The organism is Ruegeria sp. AI3, from assembly GCF_056541245.1.
Window position 1 is genome coordinate 16,517 of the sequence record NZ_JBQFYA010000022.1, and the last position, 19,969, is coordinate 36,485.

Below are 19,969 nucleotides of genomic sequence, written 5' to 3' on the forward strand. Positions count from 1 at the left end.
CGCCTCGCGTTTCCCTCAAGCGCTGGCTTTTTCGCGATCGGCGGATTTGGGGACCGGTCCGCGCAACTCTTCATAATGATCGAAGCTCAGATTGACCCACCCCGTTCCCCGCGTGGCACTGGCGAGAGTTCGGTGCAACTCATCTTGCGCCACGGCCGGAAGTTGGGCGTTGAAGATTTCCCAACCTGAGGCATCCGGATTGCCCTCGAACCCCAAAACCTGCCCTTGCAGCGAACTGATCGTTGGGACCAGATCTCCGACGAAATCTGACGGCAGATGAATCTCGGCCGTGAGAATCGGCTGCAGTACCACGGGCTTGGCCTGCGGCAGTGCCTCACGCACTGCGTTCTTGCCCGCCGTCCGGAACGCGTAGTCCGAACTATCGACATTGTGGTGTTTGCCGTCGCTGAGGGTAATTTTGACATCCACGACCGGGAAGCCTTCGGGGCCTTGTACCAAAGCGTCTTTGGCCCCGTGCTCCACGGATGGGATGTAGTTCTTCGGCACCGCACCGCCCTTCACAACCTCTTCGAATTGAAAGCCCGAGCCACGGGGTAGAGGCGCGACCGAGATTACAACGTCGGCGAATTGTCCGGCGCCGCCCGATTGCTTGCGATGACGGTGGCGGTGTTCGACCGGCGTACGGATGGTTTCGCGATAGGCGGTCTCGACGGGGTCGGTTTCGATCTCGATCCCGAAATCCTCCAGCAGTTTGGCCGTCACGCGCCGCATGTGTTGCGGACCCTGCGAACCCAGTACGGAATGACCGCTCAGCTCGTCTTGTTCCATATGCAGCCCCGGGTCGATCTCGACCAAACGGCTCAGAGCGTTAGACAGGCGCACGTCGTCGCGCTCATGCGCGGGTGAGACGACCTGCCGGTGCGCAACTGGGTGCGAAGACGCCCAGTTCGGAAGCGGCGTAGCCGACCGGCTGTCGTATATGTACCCCGGGTTGAGGTGGTCGGACTTGACCGCAAGCCCGATTTGTCCGGCCTCCAATGCGCCGATTTGTGTTTTGGCGTCGAGGCTCGTCAAATTGCCGACTGTTTCGCCTCCCAAAGCCTCATGCGCTTTGACGCCATCGCCCAGCCCGCGCAGCACGGTGATCTTGCCGATATGTTTCTTCACATCGGCAAAGCCCGCAATCGCGCGTGCATTGTCCGCGGCCTCATCCCGCCCAGCGGCGATATCGAACTCGGGCGCTTCGTGCCGCAGGGCTTTCATCAAGCGTGTGAGCCCATTGCCATGTTGCGCAGCCCCCAGGCAGGCCGGAATCAGCTGATGATTTTGCAGAACCTGAGCGGCCAGATCGTAAATCTCGGCGCTGGGGGGCTGCTTGTCCTCTATAAGCTGCTCCAGCAGATGGTCGTCGAAATCCGACAGCGTTTCCAACAATTCAGTGCGGGCTTCCTGTTCACGGTCCTCGACGGATTGAGGCAGTTCGATCAAGGCCGAGGGCTGGCCCTCCTGATACTTCCAAGCGCGTTCCGAGATCAGATCAACCGCGCCTATGATTGTATCGCCGTCACGGATCGGGACCTGCCGCAAGGCGATGTGATGGGTGCAATAGGTCTGCAAGGCCGCGATGATGTCGCGGATACGGCCATTGGGGTTGTCCATTCGGTTGATGAACAGAAAGCAGGGAATGCCTGCCTCTTCCACCAGCCGCAAGTACGGCGCGCATAGTACGGCGGCATCGGGGTCTGGCGGGACGACAACCACGGCAGCGTCCGAGATCGCCATAGCTGGTCCAACATAGGCCAGCGCATCGCCGCCGCCATCCACATCAACCGCGCACCACGGTTCGTCCAAATAAGAAAAACCGTGCAAATGCACGGTTCCGGAGATGTCGAATGTTGTCGGGCGCCCGTCGAGGCGGCTGATGGCCTCGACCAGAGTGGATTTGCCCGATTGACTGGGGCCTAGGACGGTGAAAACGCGCATATGTGCTGTCCCTCTTTCAGGTTGCAGAGTGGCTGCACGAAAGGGGCTGCCTTGCGCAAATGCGTTGGCATGGTTTGTCTGCGGAATTGCCTGCCTCGGGCTGTGGACCTGATCGAAGACCCACGCCCCGAGTGTGGAGAAAACACCAGCCTTGCGTCAAGCCCTCGTTCGGGATCGGCTTGGAGCTGCCGAAACCCGACCCTTAAACCCAAGGTCAGATCGCAGAGCTATGTCCGGCTTTGCTCAGGTCATAGGCATCGAAGCTGCGGGCGATAATTCGGGTCAGGGCACGCGCCTCGGGCGGGATGAACAACCCGTCTTCGGTGACTCGCAAAAGGCCGTCAAATCTTGCGTTCACCTCGGCATACATCTTGTTCAGCTCTGCGCTGGATACATCATAACCGCGCAGGATCTCGGCGGAGTCGATCCGGAAATCGCACATCAACGCTTCGATCAAGCGGGCACGCAGCACGTCCTGTCCCTTGAACAAATGCCCACGCGAGGTCGAGAACTGACCGTCGCGGATTGCCTTGGTATGGGCCGAGGTCGCGGGGTTGTTCTGTGCGTAGCCTTGAGGAAAGCGCGAGATCGAGCTTGCACCGACGCCGATCAGAACCTCGGCCTGATCATCGGTATAGCCCTGGAAGTTGCGTTTCAGCAGGTCCGCTTTCAACGCTTTGGTCAGCCCGTCCTCTTGCGTTGCAAAGTGGTCGATTCCGATCTCGGCGTAGTTGTCCCACATGAACAGGCGGCGGGCGGTGTCGAAAAGATCCAGACGCTGCTCGGGCGTTGGCAGCGCCTCGGACGGGATAAGTTGCTGTCGTTTCGCCATCCATGGAACATGGGCATAGCCGTAAAGCGCGACGCGATCCGGGCTGAGCGATAACAGCTTTTGCACACTTTCGGTCATCCGCGCCTTGGTCTGGTGTGGCAGACCAAACAGGATATCGGCATTCAGGCTGGTGATCCCTCGCGCGCGGATCATATCCACCGCATCCCGCGTGGTGTCGTAGCTTTGGATGCGCCCAATGGTTTTCTGGATCTCATCATCGAAATCCTGCACCCCGATCGAGGCGCGGTTCATGCCCGCTTCGGCGAGGACATCCAGCCGCGCTTCGTCAATCTCATTTGGGTCGATCTCGACCGAGAACTCGGCATCCGGTCCCAGCGGCACGATATCCAGAATGTAGCGCGCCAGATCGCGCATCAGGTCCGGCTTCAGCAGGGTTGGGGTGCCGCCGCCCCAATGCAGGCGGGATAGAACCACCCCCTCGGGCAGGCGCGCGGCCAATAGATCCAGCTCAGCCTTCAGCACGTCGACGTAAGCGACTACGGGGCTGTCGGTTTGCGTGCCTTGCGTGCGGCAGGCGCAGAACCAGCAGAGGCGCCGGCAGAAGGGGACGTGGATATAAAGCGAGATGGCGCTGCCGGGTTTAATCCGGGCGATCCAGTCACCAAAAAGATCAGCCCCCACGTCATTGCTGAAATGGGGGGCGGTCGGGTAGCTGGTGTAGCGAGGCACCTTCGCGTCAAAAAGTCCAAGCCTTGCCAATTGTGATTTATCTATCATGGAGATACCTTTAAGGGACCCAAGTCTTGGTTGCTTTGATAGAGATCAAGTAGGAAAGCGAATGTCAGTAGAGATAAAGTTTGATCATTCCAACTGTGACGAATGCCCGATTCGTCATCGAGCCGTCTGTGCCCGGTGCGATGCGGACGAGCTGCAGTCCCTTGAAGAGATTAAATATTATCGAAGTTTCGAAGCGGGTCAGACGATCATCTGGTCCGGCGATCAGATGAACTTTGTCGGCTCGGTCGTCTCGGGTATCGCATCCCTGACCCAGACGATGGAGGACGGGCGGACCCAGATGGTGGGTCTGCTGCTGCCCAGCGATTTCGTTGGGCGACCGGGGCGTGATTCTGCGCCATATGACGTTCAGGCCACCACAGATGTGGTGATGTGCTGTTTTCGCAAGAAGCCATTCGAAGGGTTGTTGAGTGAGACCCCTCATATCGCGCATCGGCTTTTGCAGATGACTCTGGACGAGCTGGACGCCGCGCGGGAATGGATGCTTGTTCTGGGCCGCAAGACGGCGCGTGAGAAGATTGCCAGCCTGCTTTCGATCATTGCGCGCCGGGATGCCTCGATCACGCAGAAAGGGCTGTCAGGCCCGCTCGTGTTCGACCTGCCGCTGACGCGTGAGGCGATGGCGGACTACCTCGGTCTGACGCTTGAAACGGTGAGCCGACAGATCTCGGCTTTGAAAAAGGACGGGGTTATCGTGCTGGAAGGCAAGCGCCACGTGACCATTCCCGATCTTGGTCGCCTGATGGAAGAGGCCGGAGACGACTCGGACGGTGGTTTCCTCGTTTAGACACCACCCGCCAGTCACATACCAAAGCGATCGAGCCGCCCCGCAGGGCGGCTTTTTTTGGTTCTGGACGCGATCAGTGTGCCATGAAGACCGGTACAGCGGATTGTTCCAGCATGTTGCGGGTGGCGCCGCCAAGAATCGCTTCGCGAAAGCGGGAATGGCCGTAGGCGCCCATGACAATCATATCTGATTCAGTGTCCGTCGCGTGGCGGTTCAGAATGTCCGACACCCGCGTCATGGTTTTGCTGAGAACTTCGATTTCGCACCGTACACCGTGCCGCGCCAGCATCTGGGACAGCATGCCACCCGGGTCAGAGCGGTCGGGCCCATGGCGCGGCGGGTCGATCACCACGATGCGTGCCAGATCAGCGTCTTTCAGAAATGGCAGGGCGCAGCGCACCGCGCGCATGGCCTCGACGCTTTCGTTCCAGGCGATCATGATATTTTTAGGTTTCGAAACAGGTTGCCCCGCGTTCGGGACGACCATGACCGGAGCGTGACCTTCGAACATTGCGGCTTCGACAATTGGTTCTGCCTCGGCACCGCGCCCTTCGCCATAGGGGTGCGGTAGGACAACCAGATCTGAGAACCGCGCCCTATGTGCAACGTGGCGTCCAATGTCCGCGATCTGGGCGACTCCGTTTTCGGCCGACCACCGCACACCGGTTTTTCTAAGAAAATCTTCGGCATAGCTTAGCAGCTCATCCGCCTCGGCATTGGCCCGGCTGAGGGTTTCCTGAAGGATCAGAGCGTTCGCCCCGGCGTAGTAATACCCTGTCTGACTGCGATCGACACCCAGGCACAAGGCCTCGGCATGACCATCCTGCGCCTCGGCCAATGCCGCCGCCTGAGACAGTGCTGCCTGCGCATTCGTAGTTTCCGTCATTATTGTGAGAATTGATTTGTAAGCCATATCGACCTCGTCTTTCGAGCAGCCGATCCAATGCGACCAGCGCCCCTCCACTTGACTATGGGTGTCACAGAAAACAACGGATTGTCTTGACTCAGATCAAAGCGGCAGAGGACGTTCTTCTACATTACGAACCACAGTCAAAAAGGTTCTGTGCGGCACGTAAATCGCGCAGGGCAGGGTAAAGGGACGCAATATGTCGAATTACATCAAGCTGATCGTGCTTGGTCTGATCGTGCTGTTTGCCGCGATCGGGTCCAATTATGCACGCGATTTGGCGTATCAGGTGCATGCGATACTGGTGATGATCATCGCCGGTGGTCTGTTCATCTGGACGCTTCGAAACACGGATGAGCCAGATATTCTTGTCGATCGCTCCGGCGAGTACATGGACGGCGTGATCCGCTACGGCGTGATCGCAACTGCCTTCTGGGGCGTGGTCGGGTTCCTGGCGGGAACTTTTATTGCGTTCCAGCTGGCATTTCCAACGCTCAACTTCGAATGGGCGCAGGGCTATCTGAACTTTGGGCGGTTGCGTCCGCTGCACACCTCGGCGGTGATTTTTGCCTTTGGGGGCAACGCTCTGATCGCGACCTCTTTCTACGTGGTCCAGCGCACCAGCGCGGCGCGCCTTTGGGGCGGAAACCTGGCCTGGTTCGTGTTCTGGGGCTATCAGCTGTTCATCGTTCTGGCAGCGACCGGATATGTTCTGGGTGGCACGCAGTCCAAGGAATATGCCGAGCCTGAATGGTATGTGGACCTGTGGCTGACCATCGTCTGGGTCGCCTATCTGGCTGTCTATCTGGGTACGATCATCAAACGGAAAGAGCCGCATATCTATGTGGCCAACTGGTTCTACCTGGCCTTTATCGTGACCGTTGCGATGCTGCACCTGGTCAACAACATGACCATCCCGGTCAGTATCTGGGGTTCGAAATCGGTTATCGTCTGGTCGGGCGTACAGGATGCTATGATCCAGTGGTGGTATGGCCACAACGCTGTGGGCTTCTTCCTGACTGCGGGCTTCCTGGGCATGATGTACTACTTCATCCCGAAACAGGCCGAACGTCCCGTATTCTCGTACAAGCTGTCGATCATCCACTTCTGGGCGCTGATCTTTCTGTATATCTGGGCCGGTCCGCACCACCTGCACTATACCGCGTTGCCTGACTGGGCCTCGACGCTGGGCATGGTGTTCTCGATCGTACTGTGGATGCCGTCCTGGGGTGGTATGATCAACGGTCTGATGACGCTCTCGGGCGCATGGGACAAGCTGCGCACCGACCCAATCATCCGTATGATGGTCATCTCGGTTGGCTTCTATGGCATGTCCACCTTTGAGGGTCCGATGATGTCGATCCGTGCGGTGAACTCGCTCAGCCATTACACCGACTGGACCATTGGTCACGTACACTCGGGCGCGCTGGGCTGGAACGGCATGATCACCTTTGGTGCGCTTTACTATCTGGTGCCCGTCCTGTGGAAGCGTGAGCGTCTGTACTCCTTGCAGATGGTCAGCTGGCACTTCTGGCTCGCCACGATTGGCATCGTTCTCTATGCCGCGTCGATGTGGGTCACTGGTATCATGGAAGGCCTGATGTGGCGCGAAGTGGATGCCAACGGCTTCCTGGTGAACTCGTTCGCTGACACCGTTGCCGCCAAGTTCCCGATGTATGTGGTTCGCGGTCTGGGTGGGGTTCTGTTCCTCGCTGGCTCGGTGATCATGTGCTACAACCTGTGGATGACTGTACGCAAGGCACCGGCCAAAGAGGCCAGCCTGACCGTCGCAGTCCCGGCTGAATAAAGGAGGCCGGAGCAATGGCAATTCTTGACAAACACAAAGTGCTTGAGACTAACGCGACCCTTTTGCTGATCTTCAGCTTTCTGGTCGTGACCATCGGTGGCATCGTTCAGATCACCCCGCTGTTCTATCTTGAGAACACCATCGAGAAGGTGGAGGGCATGCGCCCTTACACCCCTCTCGAGATGGCGGGCCGTGAGATCTACATCCGCGAAGGCTGCTATGTCTGCCACAGCCAGATGATCCGCCCTATGCGGGACGAGGTCGAACGCTACGGCCACTACTCGCTGGCGGCCGAGTCGATGTATGACCACCCGTTCCAGTGGGGGTCCAAGCGGACCGGGCCTGATCTGGCACGTGTCGGCGGCCGTTACTCGGACGATTGGCATGTGCGCCACCTGCGCGATGCGCAATCGGTGGTGCCGGAATCGGTGATGCCGAAATATGGCTTCCTCGAAAACCGCAAGATCGACGGCAAGTATATCGGCGACATCATGGCGGCGAATGCGGTGGTCGGTACTCCGTACACCGACGAGATGCTGGAGAACGCACAAGCCGACTTTCGCGCTCAGGCCGATCCCGACAGTGACTATGACGGGCTGTTGGAGCGCTATGGTGACAAGGTCAATGTCCGCAACTTCGATGGTCAATCCGACCTGACCGAGGCTGACGCACTGATCGCCTATCTGCAAATGCTGGGCACGCTGGTCGACTTCTCGACCTTCACGCCTGACGCAAACCGCTGAGGGAGGGTGCAATGGAAGAATATACTCTCCTGAGGCAGTTCGCAGATAGCTGGATGTTGCTTCTGCTGTTCGCCTTCTTTGTTGGCATCATTGTCTGGGTGTTCCGCCCAGGCGCCAGCAAGGAATATAGCGACACCGCCAACATCCCTTTCCGGCATGTTGATGCACCCGCACCGCAGCAAGACCAACCCGCCACATCCGAGGAGGCGCGGAAATGACTAAGACACCTGAAAAACAGCCGGGTGACCCGAATACAACCGGTCACAGCTGGGACGGCATCGAAGAATTTGATAACCCGATGCCCCGCTGGTGGCTGTGGACCTTCTACGCCACGATCTTCTGGGGTGTGATTTACACGATCATGTATCCCGCATGGCCACTGGTTCAGTCGGCGACGGCAGGCGTCATGGGTTGGTCATCTCGGGCCGAAGTCCAGCAGGAGCTGGTCTCGTTCGAAGAGGCCAACGCTCCGTGGAACGCCAAGCTGGTCGAAACCCCGCTCGAGGAAATCTCGGCGGACCCTGAGTTGCAGCAATATGCCGTCAACGCAGGCAGCGCTGTGTTCCGCACCTGGTGTGCACAGTGTCACGGCTCGGGCGCGCAGGGCGCGGCTGGCTTCCCGAACCTGCTGGATGATGCATGGCTGTGGGGTGGCACGATGGAGGATATCCATTTCACCGTCAGCTATGGGATCCGGAACGAGGAAAGCGACGATGCGCGCTACTCCGAGATGCCGGCCTTTGGTGAGCTCCTCGAAGGCGAAGAGATCACTCAGGTGGTTCAGTACGTGATGTCGCTGACCAATGCACAGACCGACGATGCGGCCGCGCAGGCAGGCAAGGTTGTCTTTGAGGACAATTGTGCCGCCTGTCACGGCGAGGATGGCAAAGGCGACGTCTTCCAGGGCGCGCCGAACCTAACAGATGCCATCTGGCTCTATGGCGGCAGCGAAGAGGCCCTGACTGAAACGGTGACCTACAGCCGTTTTGGCGTGATGCCCCCCTGGGATACCCGCCTGACCGAGGCGCAGATCCGTGCCGTGACCGCCTATGTCCACCAACTGGGTGGCGGTCAGTAAGGCTAAAAGAATACCTTGGGGCGGCTTGCTGCCCCCAGGTCCCGGCACCGGCTGTTCCATCTGTTCGCGCGTTTCCTGAACAGCCGGTGCCTATTTCCAAAACCATCATAGGGCCATTGGCCAATCCAGAACAGACCGCGTTTCAAAGGTCTTCAAGATCGACCGTGCGCGGGTGTTTCCTCCACCAATGATGCTCGGGCAACCAGCGCGATTTGTTGCGGGCTAGCTTTGGTGCGTCCCTGAGATGGGGCTCGTTGATCCGTGTCGCGGTCATGAACGATTTCGCAAAAACACTCAGCATGGGGTTTTCCTTTCGCGTTTTCTGTATGCGCCTAGGATGATGTTTCCCTGTACAGGATGCGAGCCAATTGCTATTTCTATATGTAAGCTAGGATTACATATGAACTGGTTGAAACTGCCTCCGCTCTCGTCCCTTCGCGCTTTCTCCGCCTTTGCTGAAAAGGGGGGTGTGGTGCAAGCCGGCGCTGCGTTGAATGTGAGCCACGCTGCCATAAGCCAGCAGTTGCGCGTGCTGGAGAAGCACATGGGTGTGGCTCTGGTCCGGCGCGATGGGAAGTCCCTCTCCCTAACAGCCGAAGGCGCGAATCTGGCGCGTGCGGTGCAGCTTGGGTTCGGTTCAATCGGCGCTGCCGTGGAAGAGGTGATGAGCGCAGGCGGCACCCGTCCGGTTCATGTGTCGCTGACACCAACCTTCGCCGCCTCGTGGTTGATGCCGCGACTGCCGGAATTTCAGGCCAAATACCCCGAAATCAGCCTGACGATCGACCCTTCTCCGCATCTGGTGGAATTGACGCCGGGCGGCGTCGATGTCGCGATCAGGTACGGGTCTGGGGGGTGGCCCGGTGTGGATTGCGAAATGCTGCTTGAAACCCCTTTTGTTGTCGTCGCGGCCCCCAGCCTGCTGGGCGGTCGATCGGTTTGGACGCCGGAAGAGTTGAGCCAGCTGCCTTGGCTGGAAGAGTTTGGCACCACAGAGGCCTCGACCTGGCTGGCCAGACGCGGAGTTGATCACCCGCCTCAGGGGCGGCGCATCTCGCTGCCGGGGACCTTGCTGCTTGAAGGGCTGCGGGCAGGGCAGGGTGTCACAGCCACGGTGCGACATTTCGTCGAGCAGGACATCAAGGCGGGCCGCCTTGTTGAGCTCCATACTGAGCCTGAAAGCAGCGGATACCACGTTTTGACGGCCAAAACGCCTCTAAAACCGGCGGTAAAGACACTTGTCAGCTGGTTGAGGCGGCAGGCGGGTGACGCGCGGTAAAAGGTGTTTGTCCGATGCGCGTTTTGACCCATGTCAATGTTTGCGCGTCCATGATCTGGAAGAACACACTTCCATAAGACCCATCCTTGGAGCCAGCCAGTGAGCGATTCCGATCCCGCCCCCAGCTTGTATGCCGCCCGAGAACCTATCTTTCCTCGGCGCGTCTCAGGTCCGTTCCGGAACCTGAAATGGATTATCCTGATTGTGACCTTGGGGATCTACTACGTCACCCCATGGATCAGATGGGACCGAGGGCCCAGCCTCCCGGATCAGGCTGTGCTGCTGGATCTGGCTAACCGCCGCTTCTATTTCTTCTGGATCGAGATTTGGCCGCACGAATTCTACTTTGTTGCGGGCCTTCTGATCATGGCCGGTCTCGGGCTTTTTCTGTTCACATCGGCCTTGGGCCGGGTGTGGTGCGGATATGCCTGCCCGCAGACCGTCTGGACCGACCTGTTCATTCTGGTCGAACGCTGGATCGAGGGCGACCGCAATGCCCGCTTACGCCTGCACCGGCAAGAGAAGATGGACCTCCGCAAGGCCCGTTTGCGTCTGACGAAGTGGACCGCTTGGTTCCTGATCGGCCTCGCAACCGGCGGAGCCTGGGTCTTCTACTTTGCCGATGCGCCAACCCTTCTGCGTGATTTGGTGACCGGCAACGCACACCCGGTTGCCTACACGACCATGTTGATCCTGACCGGCACCACTTTCTTGTTTGGTGGCTTCGCGCGCGAACAGATCTGCATCTATGCCTGCCCGTGGCCACGCATTCAGGCCGCGATGATGGACGAGGACACCCTGGTCGTCGGCTATCGCGAATGGCGCGGTGAGCCGCGCGGCAAGGGCAAGCGCACGGCCGATTCCGAGCTGGGCGATTGCATCGATTGCATGGCCTGTGTGAATGTCTGCCCCGTTGGTATCGACATTCGCGATGGTCAGCAGTTGGAGTGCATCACCTGCGCCCTTTGCATCGACGCCTGCGACGACATGATGGCCAAGATCGGCAAACCGCGGGGTTTGATCGACTATATGGCGCTGAGTGATGAGGCGCATGAGCGCGCAGGTCAGCCACCTAAGAATATCTGGAAGCACATTCTGCGTCCGCGCACGATCATGTACACCGCGTTGTGGTCTCTGGTCGGTTTCGCGCTGCTGTTTGCCCTGTTCATCCGGTCCGATATCGACCTGACGGTCGCGCCTGTGCGCAATCCGACCTTTGTTACTATGTCGGATGGCACCATCCGCAACACTTACGACGTGCGCCTGCGCAACAAACATGGCGAAGAACGTCCGTTCAATCTGTCTCTGACCGGCGATCCGGCCATGCTACTGGAAATCGAAGGCGTTGACGGGCAAACTGTAACTGTAGCCCCCGATACCGCGCAACTGGTACGCGTCTACATTACGGCGGCGCCTGACACGGGGCCTGCGCGTGCGGATACGTCCGCCGTCCGGATCTGGGTTGAGGATATCGACAGCGGCGAACGCGCCAATAAAGACACAAGCTTCAACGGACGAGGGAACTGATCATGTCCGAGCGGAAATTCACCGGTAAACACGCCCTTGCGGTGTTCGTATGTGCCTTTGGTGTGATCATCACGGTGAACCTGATCCTGGCCTATAGCGCGGTCAAAACCTTCCCGGGGCTGGAGGTCAAAAACTCCTACGTTGCAAGTCAGGAGTTCAACGACCGTCTGAAGGAGCATCAGGCGTTGGGCTGGGAGGTGCGCGCAGAAAACACGGGCGGTCTGCTGATCCTGCACATCACCGATACCACTGGCGCGCCAGTGCAAGTGGCCGAGTTGCAGGCCGTCGTGGGCCGTGCAACTCATGTGCGCGATGATTTCTCGCCCGATTTCACCTTTGACGGGCTTGCCTATGCAACGCCTGCGACGCTGGGAAAGGGGAACTGGAACATCCGCCTGGTCGCCCGCGATCATTCAGGGGCCGAGTTCGCTCAGCGGGTACCCCTGTACGTGAAAGGGTAGGGCGGTGACGGTTCAGCTATCCTCAGGCACGGCGGCTTGTTCGGGGTGTGTCGCCGCCCCGGCGGAAGCTGCGCGGCCGATCCCTGAGGATGTTCAGATCGCGTTGTCTCTGCCCGGCATCCATTGCTCGGCTTGTATCGCCAATGTCGAGCGGGCTTTGAACGCCCATCCCGGGGTCGAGGACGCGCGCGTCAACCTGACCCTGAAGCGTGCGATGATCAAAGCCGCGCCTGAAATGCGGGCTGCTGATCTGATCCCGGTGTTGGAGCGCGCGGGTTATGAAGCGCATGAGCTAGACGCCGGAGCCCTGTCGGCCACCAGTGCAGACAAGGCTGGGCGTGATCTGCTGATGCGCTTGGCGGTGGCCGGGTTTGCCTCGATGAACGTGATGCTGTTGTCGGTCTCGGTCTGGTCGGGGGCGACGGATGCGACGCGGGATATGTTCCACTGGATTTCTGCCGCGATCGCCCTGCCTGCGATTGCCTTTTCGGCGCAGCCCTTCTTTGCCAATGCATGGTCAGCCCTTCGCGTGCGTCGGCTGAACATGGACGTGCCGATCGTTCTGGCGATCCTGCTGGCGCTGGTGACGTCGCTTTGGGAAACAGCACTCAGCGGCGAGCATGCCTATTTCGATGCCGCCCTGACGCTGACCTTCTTTCTGCTGGCAGGTCGATACTTAGACTACCGCACCCGCGCCGCCGCGCGGTCCGCGGCTGAGGAGCTGACAGCGCTAGAAGTCCCTCGTGCCCTTCGGCTGATCGACGGCTCTGAAGAAGAGGTCGCTGTATCCGCCCTGGCCGTCGGAGACCTGATCCTTGTGCGGCCCGGAGGGCGGATGCCGGTGGATGGCCAGATTGTCTCAGGCCAGTCTGAATTGGACCGCTCCCTGCTGACGGGTGAGACCCTGCCAGTATTTGCTGAGGCAGGCCAGATCGTCAGCGCTGGCGAGGTCAACCTGACCGGCCCTCTGACCATCCGCGCCACGGCGGTTGGCGAAGATACATCCCTCCATCGTATGGCTGATCTCGTGGCCATCGCCGAATCCGGCCGGTCTAGATACACCTCGCTAGCGGACAAAGCGGCCAAGCTTTACGCCCCCGGCGTTCACATCCTGTCGGCGCTCAGCTTTGTGGGCTGGTACATCTATTCCGGCGACATGCGCACGGCCCTTAATATCGCGGCAGCGGTGCTTATTATCACTTGCCCGTGTGCGCTGGGGCTGGCGGTTCCTGCGGTGACTACGGCGGCCTCGGGCCGGTTGTTCCGCAAGGGAATGTTGATCAAACACGCCACTGCTCTGGAGCGTTTGGCCGAGGTCGACACGGTTGTCTTCGACAAAACCGGCACTCTGACCTCCGGCGCGCCCGAGGTGACCAATCTGGGCGATCACAGCACGGCCGACCTTGAAATCGCACTGGCTCTGGCCGAGGCATCGGCGCATCCCTTGTCGGTCGCTCTGGCCAAAGCAGCGCGTGAGGCCGGGATCAAACCCGCGACGCTGCGAAATATCACCGAGGTTCCGGGCTATGGCACCGAGGCCCAGTATCGAAACCAGCGCGTGCGCCTTGGACGCGCGGCTTGGGTTGGTGCGGAACAAGGGGTCGAGACCTCCGCCTGGCTGTCGGTTGGATCGAACACGCCGGTGGCCTTCCGATTCACCGATGCCCTGCGACCAGGCGCGGCCGAGGCCGTCTCGGACTTCGCCAAGGCCGGAAAGCAGGTGATCCTGATTTCAGGCGATTCGACGGGTGCCGTGAAAGCTCTGGCCGAGAAGCTGGGGATCGAGAACTGGATTGCCGAAGCGCTGCCTCAGGACAAAGCGCAGCGCATTCAGGAGCTCAGCGAACGGGGCCACAAGGTCCTTATGGTGGGCGATGGTCTGAATGATACGGCAGCCCTTGCGGCGGCGCATGTGTCTATCTCACCGGCCTCCGCCCTGGATGCGGCGCGCGTTGCGTCCGATATCGTTCTGTTGGGGACGGACCTGTCCCCCATCGCCGATGCCTGTGACACTGCCGTCAAAGCCACAAAACGGATTCGCGAGAACTTCCGCATTGCGACCGTCTACAACGTGATTGCGGTGCCGCTGGCGGTTATTGGGCTTGCCACGCCTTTGATCGCGGCGTTGGCGATGTCGACCTCGTCGATTACCGTATCTTTGAATGCCCTGCGGCTGAGGTAACTGTTATGGAAGTGCTCGCCTATCTGATCCCGATTTCCCTGTTTCTGGGCGGAATTGGCCTGGTTGCTTTTGTCTACACGGTCCGCTCGAACCAATACGAGGACCCCGAGGGCGATGCGCGTCGTATCCTCAGCGATGAATGGGATGACAAGCCCAAGCAGTAGCTGGCTGAGGATGCAAAATCACAGTTGATCCCAACCGCCCTTGAAATTGCCGCAATGCCCGGCTATGTCCGGCCTATCCGCAAGCAGAGAGAACCCGCCAAATGGCCACCACCAACCCGATCCAGTTTATTCAGCAAGTTCGAGCCGAAGTTTCCAAGGTCGTCTGGCCGACCCGGCGCGAGGTGCTGTTGACCACGGTCATGGTGTTCATCATGGCTGCTCTGACCGCTGTATTCTTTGCTTTGGTCGATCTGGGCATTCGTGGCGGCTTGCAACTGATCCTGGGCGCGTTCAGCTAACAGCACTCAGGCGCGGAAACACCGCAGCCCCCCTTGCACAGCGCGGAATCTCAGAGTAGTTCACACGGAACTATTCGGAATGGGCGTGTGGCGATTCGGGCTGCGCGCCGCTTTTTATTCCGGAACACGCGGGCATGCCGCGACAGGATTTCAATACAGGGCGAACCCGCAATGCGAGGCTTGGCCCAAGGCAAACAAGGACGACAGGTTCATGGCGAAACGGTGGTACTCGGTCAGCGTTCTTTCGAATTTTGAAAAGAAGATCGCAGAGCAGATCCGCACGTCGGTGGCTGAACAGGGCCTTGAGGACGATATCGACGAAGTACTGGTCCCCACCGAAGAGGTGATCGAAGTCCGTCGCGGCAAGAAAGTCACCACCGAACGCCGCTTTATGCCCGGTTACGTTCTGGTGCATATGGAAATGTCGGATCAGGGCTATCACCTGATCAACTCGATCAACCGCGTCACCGGTTTCCTTGGTCCCCAAGGCCGCCCGATGCCGATGCGCGACGCAGAAGTGAACCAGATCCTGAACCGCGTTCAGGAAGGTGAAGAAGCGCCTAAGCTGATGATCAGCTTCGAGGTCGGCGAGAAGGTCAAGGTCAACGACGGCCCGTTCGAAGATTTCGACGGCATGGTCGAGGGCGTGGACGACGAGAACCAGAAGCTGAAGGTCTCGGTTTCGATCTTTGGTCGGGAAACGCCGGTCGAGTTGGACTTTACGCAGGTTACCAAGCAGGGCTGATTACCTTCTCGGAGAATTCCAGACGCCGCGGTGCCACAGACACTGGGGCGTTTTCATTTCCTCGGACTACTTGGGTTTGGTTGCTGTGTCGCAAGTCACACGGGTAGCCTACGGCTGGACTATGGAGAGAGTTGTGTTGAGGGCTTGAAGAGCCATATTGCGAGCTTCATCAACGGGCATGTCAACAAAAATTGGGTCAAGATTGTTTGTGCTGACCGTCAATCGCGACCCTTCACCAAACGGCTGCCAAGCCCAGCATTGAGTTTTTGTCCCTACGTCTGACAATAGACAAATTGAGCCTTTGTTCAGATCGCCTTGGCGTTCTTTCTTCAACGACCCTCCTTCTTTCCAATACGGTTTGGGAAAGCCAAGTTCATCCTCAGTCGCAAACAGCACCTTTCCCACGTGGCGGTACGGATACGAGGAATAGCGACCGCACCACTCAGGCTCATCAATGCCCTCACAGAGAGAAGTCAGAGCCGCATGATTGGATGCGGGGTTTATCCACACCACGTCCATATCAATAGCTCGTGCGCCGTTTTGGCTAAGTCTGCATATTTTCGAAAAACCAGATTTATGGTCCATCCTTCCGAAATGGGTTGCGGAATTCCCAATTTTGAGGCGGGGTTTTAGTTCCAGTGGTAGAACTACAACTTCACCAGCAATGCGAACATGCAGGTCTTCGTTAAGGCAATCCTTTGGCACGTGCTGAAGCCAAAGGGCGTGACCCGTATATGCGCAGGCTGCAATGACCGGAGCTGAAACGGATATGATCGGAGAAACTCGCGAAAGTCTCATGACACTGCCCCAGCCGGCACCAAGTGCAAACATGGCAAGGCAAGACAGGATGACAATGAGGTACCCTAGCCCAGCATATTGACCCGCTATCGGGTGGTACACCAAGAAGCCCGTGGGAAGGGCAATTGAAGCGAGCATGAGCGGAGCGCGAACTCGCCAATCAAATCGAAACGCTATCGCGGAAATCAACGCGATGCCTGCTAGAGCAATCGAAAAGACGGTGGGTGAATTCAGAGGGAACAAAAGCTGCCTTTTGCAAATGGTTTGATTGATTATCCGCAATCTTCAATCAGAAGTAGATTTGGCGCGATGCTGGAATTCCCTACTGTGAGTTCGGTTTAGATGTACGTGAGTGGATATTCGCAATGCCCTTGCCAACCCACTCATTCCCCTTTACACGCCGCCTCTATCGTCTTCGGGCGAGATTCTCTCGTGGGAGGTTTCAGGGATCGCGATCCCGGATCGGACCACGCAACATAAACCGGGTGGGACGCGTCCTGCCTACGTTGAAAGGAAAACCAAATGGCTAAGAAGCTTGCTGGTACAATGAAACTGCAGGTTCCTGCAGGTCAGGCGAACCCGTCGCCTCCAGTTGGTCCGGCGCTGGGTCAGCGCGGCATCAACATCATGGAATTCTGCAAGGCGTTCAACGCCAAGACCGCAGACATGGAGCAAGGCGCTCCTTGCCCGACCGTGATCACCTACTATCAGGACAAGTCCTTCACAATGGACATCAAGACGCCGCCCGCGTCTTATTACCTGAAAAAAGCAGCTGGTCTGAAGCCGGTTGGCAAGCGTAACCGCCCTCGTGGCGCGGAGAACCCCGGTCGTGAGACTGTGGCCACCGTAACCACCAAGCAGGTTCGCGAAATCGCCGAAGCCAAAATGAAAGATCTGAACGCCAACGACGTCGAAGGCGCAATGCAGATCATCCTGGGCTCGGCCCGCTCTATGGGCATCGAGGTGAAGTAAGATGGCAAAACTCGGTAAACGTACCCGCGCTGCGCGCGAAGCTGTCGCCGGCAAGGAAAACCTGTCGGTTGAAGAAGCAGTTGCCCTGGTAAAAGGCAACGCCACCTCGAAGTTTGACGAGACCATCGAAATCGCGATGAACCTGGGCGTTGACACCCGTCACGCAGACCAGATGGTTCGTGGCGTCGTTGGCCTGCCGAACGGCACCGGTAAGGCGATGCGCGTTGCTGTATTCGCGCGTGGCCCCAAGGCAGACGAAGCGAAAGAAGCTGGCGCAGACATCGTTGGCGCAGAAGACTTGATGGAAACTATTCAGGGCGGCACCATCGAATTCGATCGCTGCATCGCGACCCCTGACATGATGCCGATCGTTGGTCGTCTAGGTAAAGTTCTGGGCCCGCGCAACCTGATGCCGAACCCCAAAGTTGGCACCGTGACCATGGACGTGAAAGCGGCCGTGGAAGCAGCCAAAGGTGGTGAAGTTCAGTTCAAAGCTGAAAAAGGTGGCGTTGTGCACGCAGGTGTTGGCAAAGCGTCCTTCGACGAAGCCAAGCTGGCCGAAAACGTCCGTGCCTTTATCTCGGCTGTTGCGAAAGCCAAGCCGTCGGGCGCGAAAGGTACTTACATGAAGAAGATCGCGCTGAGCTCGACCATGGGCCCGGGTGTGACGCTGGACGTGGCGGCTGCTGCAGGCGAATAAGCCTTAACGCAGACGTAGAAATCCTTGAAACCCGAGTAGCGCAAGCTGCTCGGGTTTTTTGCTGCCTTAGCGAAAGGCCTGTTGCAGGCGCAATTGCAGTCGGTCGCGTTTGCGCAGTTCGAACTCGCTGCAGGTGATGTCGGGTTGCCAGAGGCGCAGCCAGTCCTTCAGTAATCGGCCCCGCAGGCAGCAATCGAGGATCTGAGTGTCGATCGGGTGGCGATACTGGCGGAAGAACATCTCTTTGTTGCGGGTCAGAACGCCGCTTCGATCGATGTCCCTATTGGCCCCGTCCCGGAAGATATCCGCCTTCAAAAAGTCGACGATATCATAGACGGCCAGCTTGTCGCGGGCCTCGGTGAAATCCAGCCCGATGGCGGTGCCTTGGCCCATGATCAGGTTCAGGCCGTGAAAATCCCCATGGGAAAACACACGCAGGTCAGGGCGGTTTTTCAAGGATGGGACTTCGGCCAGAAATTCCTCGACCATAGGCTGGCTGATGTCCGAGACGTGCGAGGGCACTTGGGTGGACTGCTCGCGTATGCTGTCGATCATCCAACGCGGCCGAAACGCGTAGTCCGTGGCGTTTTGAACCCCGTGCAGGTCATGCAGCCACGACCCCGCCCGTCGATAGACTTGGGCCACCTGGGCGTCATCGTCGCTGTTGTAGATGATATCCGTCGCGGTTGGGCGTTCTACAAACTCGGTCACCATGAACGCGCCTCCTGGCGACATGTAGACGGGGCGGACGACCCGGTTGTTTTTGGACGTCTTGAAGTGTTCGGTCAGTTGCACCAGCAGGTCGAACTCTTTACGCAGGCGTCCCGTTTCAGGCGACAAGGTATCAAGCTTTAACGCGTAGGAACGGTTCGATGTTTCGACCTTCCAAACCAGACGGGTATTGGGAAAGGCATGGGAGCGGCAGTTAAAGCGGATCTGAGTGATGGGCGTGTCGAAACAGGACTGCGCCAACTCATTGGCGCAGGCGCTGGCCTTGTCGAATTCTTCCAGAGTAACCGCTGTCATTTTGCCTCAAGTCCGGAGTGTTTTCGGGCATTCATACCGGAGGTGACCGTAGCTGAAACCCACTGTCAATGATATTGCTGGCGTCTATTGACCCCTGGGCAGATCGTCCCGCATACAAAGGGCGTATTCCGCCTTGATGCCGCAAGTGCAAATAGGGGCAATTTACCCCTTGGAAACCCCCGCCATCTGCCCTAAGTAAGGCTGCGAAGTAAAGCGTGCGATTCGTCGTGCGCTTTATTTCGTTTCGTCCAAGACGGTGGGTGGTGCCATATGGCGCCTTAATTCCCTGCCTGAGACGGGTAAGACCAAAGAATTCTGAGGGTCCCACCCTCGGGCGCATTTTGGCCAATCCCGTAACAACGGACCTGAACGCCGGGGTTAACCCCTCGGCAAATATGAGCCGGGGTGAGTGATCGCCCCAAACTTGGAGAGAACTGTGGATAGAGCCCAGAAAGAGAAAGTGGTCGAGGAACTCGGCCAAATCTTCGAAAGCTCTGGCGTCGTAGTGGTTGCTCACTACGCCGGTCTGACAGTTGCCGAGATGCAGGACCTTCGCGCACGTGCTCGTGACGCGGGCGGCTCCGTGCGTGTTGCCAAGAACAGGCTCGCCAAAATCGCCCTTGAGGGTAAGCCGTGTGAAAGCATGGCCGACCTGCTGACAGGGATGACCGTTCTGACCTATTCCGAGGACCCCGTGGCAGCAGCCAAGGTGGCCGAGGACTTCGCCAAAGAGAACCAAAAGTTCGAAATCCTTGGCGGTGCAATGGGCGAGAACGCTCTGGACCGGGCTGGTGTTACAGCCGTGTCGAAAATGCCGTCGCGTGAAGAGCTTATTGCTACGATCGCTGGTATGCTTGGCGCGCCTGCTTCGAACATCGCCGGTGCAATTGGCGCACCTGCAAGCAACATCGCAAGCATCCTTTCCACCATCGAAGAGAAGGCGGAAGCTGCGTAAGCGGTTG

At 58.6% G+C, this 19,969-nt stretch carries 21 protein-coding genes; 15 read left to right on the plus strand and 6 right to left on the minus strand.

What is annotated here, in order from left to right:
• Nucleotides 1-15 precede the first annotated feature (15 nt).
• On the minus strand, nt 16-1,944 hold the full coding sequence (locus ACRZ95_RS22145; protein ID WP_170677903.1) for an elongation factor G: 1,929 nt from the start codon (nt 1,942-1,944) through the stop codon (nt 16-18).
• Nucleotides 1,945-2,158: 214 nt separating this feature from the next.
• Complete coding sequence (gene hemN / locus ACRZ95_RS22150; protein WP_170677901.1) at nt 2,159-3,514, minus strand: oxygen-independent coproporphyrinogen III oxidase; 1,356 nt, start codon at nt 3,512-3,514, stop codon at nt 2,159-2,161.
• Between the two features lie 61 nt (nt 3,515-3,575).
• On the opposite strand from hemN, the gene fnrL reads away from it, so the two are divergent.
• Nucleotides 3,576-4,319, plus strand: coding sequence for a transcriptional regulator FnrL (gene fnrL, locus ACRZ95_RS22155; protein WP_170375417.1), 744 nt, complete (start codon nt 3,576-3,578; stop codon nt 4,317-4,319).
• A 73-nt stretch (nt 4,320-4,392) separates the two neighbouring features.
• Here the strand turns inward: fnrL and ACRZ95_RS22160 are convergent, their stop codons facing one another.
• Entirely contained in the window at nt 4,393-5,232 is an 840-nt protein-coding gene (locus tag ACRZ95_RS22160; RefSeq protein WP_170677899.1) for a universal stress protein, read from the minus strand.
• 193 nt (nt 5,233-5,425) lie between these two features.
• On the opposite strand from ACRZ95_RS22160, the gene ccoN reads away from it, so the two are divergent.
• The 4 genes from ccoN to ccoP are packed head-to-tail and all read left to right on the plus strand — an operon-like array spanning nt 5,426 to nt 8,854.
• On the plus strand, nt 5,426-7,033 hold the full coding sequence (gene ccoN, locus ACRZ95_RS22165) for a cytochrome-c oxidase, cbb3-type subunit I (protein ID WP_170638373.1): 1,608 nt from the start codon (nt 5,426-5,428) through the stop codon (nt 7,031-7,033).
• A 14-nt stretch (nt 7,034-7,047) separates the two neighbouring features.
• A complete protein-coding gene (gene ccoO, locus ACRZ95_RS22170) occupies nt 7,048-7,776 on the plus strand; it encodes a cytochrome-c oxidase, cbb3-type subunit II (RefSeq protein WP_170375411.1) in 729 nt (242 codons plus the stop codon).
• Nucleotides 7,777-7,787: 11 nt separating this feature from the next.
• Nucleotides 7,788-7,994 carry a cbb3-type cytochrome c oxidase subunit 3 gene (locus tag ACRZ95_RS22175; RefSeq protein WP_170375409.1) on the plus strand — a complete coding sequence of 69 codons (207 nt, stop codon included), beginning with the start codon at nt 7,788-7,790 and terminating at the stop codon, nt 7,992-7,994.
• Nucleotides 7,991-8,854, plus strand: a complete 864-nt coding sequence (ccoP, locus tag ACRZ95_RS22180; RefSeq protein ID WP_170638375.1) for a cytochrome-c oxidase, cbb3-type subunit III — start codon at nt 7,991-7,993, stop codon at nt 8,852-8,854. Before ACRZ95_RS22175 ends, ccoP begins: the two co-directional genes overlap by 4 nt.
• Nucleotides 8,855-8,996: 142 nt before the next feature.
• On the opposite strand, the gene ACRZ95_RS22185 is transcribed toward ccoP, so the two are convergent.
• Nucleotides 8,997-9,155, minus strand: a complete 159-nt coding sequence (locus ACRZ95_RS22185; protein WP_170677897.1) for a hypothetical protein — start codon at nt 9,153-9,155, stop codon at nt 8,997-8,999.
• A gap of 99 nt (nt 9,156-9,254) precedes the next feature.
• On the opposite strand from ACRZ95_RS22185, the gene ACRZ95_RS22190 reads away from it, so the two are divergent.
• The 7 genes from ACRZ95_RS22190 (at nt 9,255) to nusG (ending at nt 15,511) form a co-directional block, all read left to right on the plus strand.
• Nucleotides 9,255-10,133 carry a LysR family transcriptional regulator gene (locus tag ACRZ95_RS22190; protein WP_170677895.1) on the plus strand — a complete coding sequence of 293 codons (879 nt, stop codon included), beginning with the start codon at nt 9,255-9,257 and terminating at the stop codon, nt 10,131-10,133.
• 99 nt (nt 10,134-10,232) lie between these two features.
• Nucleotides 10,233-11,660 carry a cytochrome c oxidase accessory protein CcoG gene (gene ccoG, locus ACRZ95_RS22195; protein WP_170677893.1) on the plus strand — a complete coding sequence of 476 codons (1,428 nt, stop codon included), beginning with the start codon at nt 10,233-10,235 and terminating at the stop codon, nt 11,658-11,660.
• 2 nt (nt 11,661-11,662) lie between these two features.
• Complete coding sequence (locus tag ACRZ95_RS22200) at nt 11,663-12,121, plus strand: FixH family protein (protein WP_170677884.1); 459 nt, start codon at nt 11,663-11,665, stop codon at nt 12,119-12,121.
• 4 nt (nt 12,122-12,125) lie between these two features.
• Complete coding sequence (locus ACRZ95_RS22205; protein WP_170677876.1) at nt 12,126-14,303, plus strand: heavy metal translocating P-type ATPase; 2,178 nt, start codon at nt 12,126-12,128, stop codon at nt 14,301-14,303.
• A 5-nt stretch (nt 14,304-14,308) separates the two neighbouring features.
• Nucleotides 14,309-14,467, plus strand: coding sequence for a cbb3-type cytochrome oxidase assembly protein CcoS (ccoS, locus tag ACRZ95_RS22210; RefSeq protein ID WP_170375394.1), 159 nt, complete (start codon nt 14,309-14,311; stop codon nt 14,465-14,467).
• A 101-nt stretch (nt 14,468-14,568) separates the two neighbouring features.
• Nucleotides 14,569-14,766: a preprotein translocase subunit SecE gene (gene secE / locus ACRZ95_RS22215; RefSeq protein WP_050605011.1), complete on the plus strand. Its 198-nt coding sequence runs from the start codon at nt 14,569-14,571 to the stop codon at nt 14,764-14,766.
• A 211-nt stretch (nt 14,767-14,977) separates the two neighbouring features.
• Nucleotides 14,978-15,511, plus strand: a complete 534-nt coding sequence (gene nusG, locus ACRZ95_RS22220) for a transcription termination/antitermination protein NusG (RefSeq protein ID WP_117872965.1) — start codon at nt 14,978-14,980, stop codon at nt 15,509-15,511.
• A gap of 108 nt (nt 15,512-15,619) precedes the next feature.
• Here nusG and ACRZ95_RS22225 read toward each other — a convergent pair whose 3' ends face one another.
• Nucleotides 15,620-16,552, minus strand: coding sequence for a hypothetical protein (locus ACRZ95_RS22225; RefSeq protein WP_170677874.1), 933 nt, complete (start codon nt 16,550-16,552; stop codon nt 15,620-15,622).
• 279 nt (nt 16,553-16,831) lie between these two features.
• On the opposite strand from ACRZ95_RS22225, the gene rplK reads away from it, so the two are divergent.
• Together rplK and rplA are read left to right on the plus strand one after the other, a co-directional pair.
• Nucleotides 16,832-17,281: a 50S ribosomal protein L11 gene (gene rplK / locus ACRZ95_RS22230; RefSeq protein ID WP_113791694.1), complete on the plus strand. Its 450-nt coding sequence runs from the start codon at nt 16,832-16,834 to the stop codon at nt 17,279-17,281.
• Between the two features lies 1 nt (nt 17,282).
• The gene (rplA, locus tag ACRZ95_RS22235; protein WP_170375389.1) at nt 17,283-17,981 is read left to right on the plus strand and encodes a 50S ribosomal protein L1; all 699 of its coding nucleotides are present in this window, start codon (nt 17,283-17,285) and stop codon (nt 17,979-17,981) included.
• A 66-nt stretch (nt 17,982-18,047) separates the two neighbouring features.
• On the opposite strand, the gene ACRZ95_RS22240 is transcribed toward rplA, so the two are convergent.
• Complete coding sequence (locus tag ACRZ95_RS22240; protein WP_170677872.1) at nt 18,048-19,007, minus strand: aminoglycoside phosphotransferase family protein; 960 nt, start codon at nt 19,005-19,007, stop codon at nt 18,048-18,050.
• Nucleotides 19,008-19,443: 436 nt separating this feature from the next.
• On the opposite strand from ACRZ95_RS22240, the gene rplJ reads away from it, so the two are divergent.
• Nucleotides 19,444-19,962, plus strand: coding sequence for a 50S ribosomal protein L10 (gene rplJ, locus ACRZ95_RS22245; RefSeq protein WP_170375385.1), 519 nt, complete (start codon nt 19,444-19,446; stop codon nt 19,960-19,962).
• Nucleotides 19,963-19,969 lie beyond the last annotated feature (7 nt).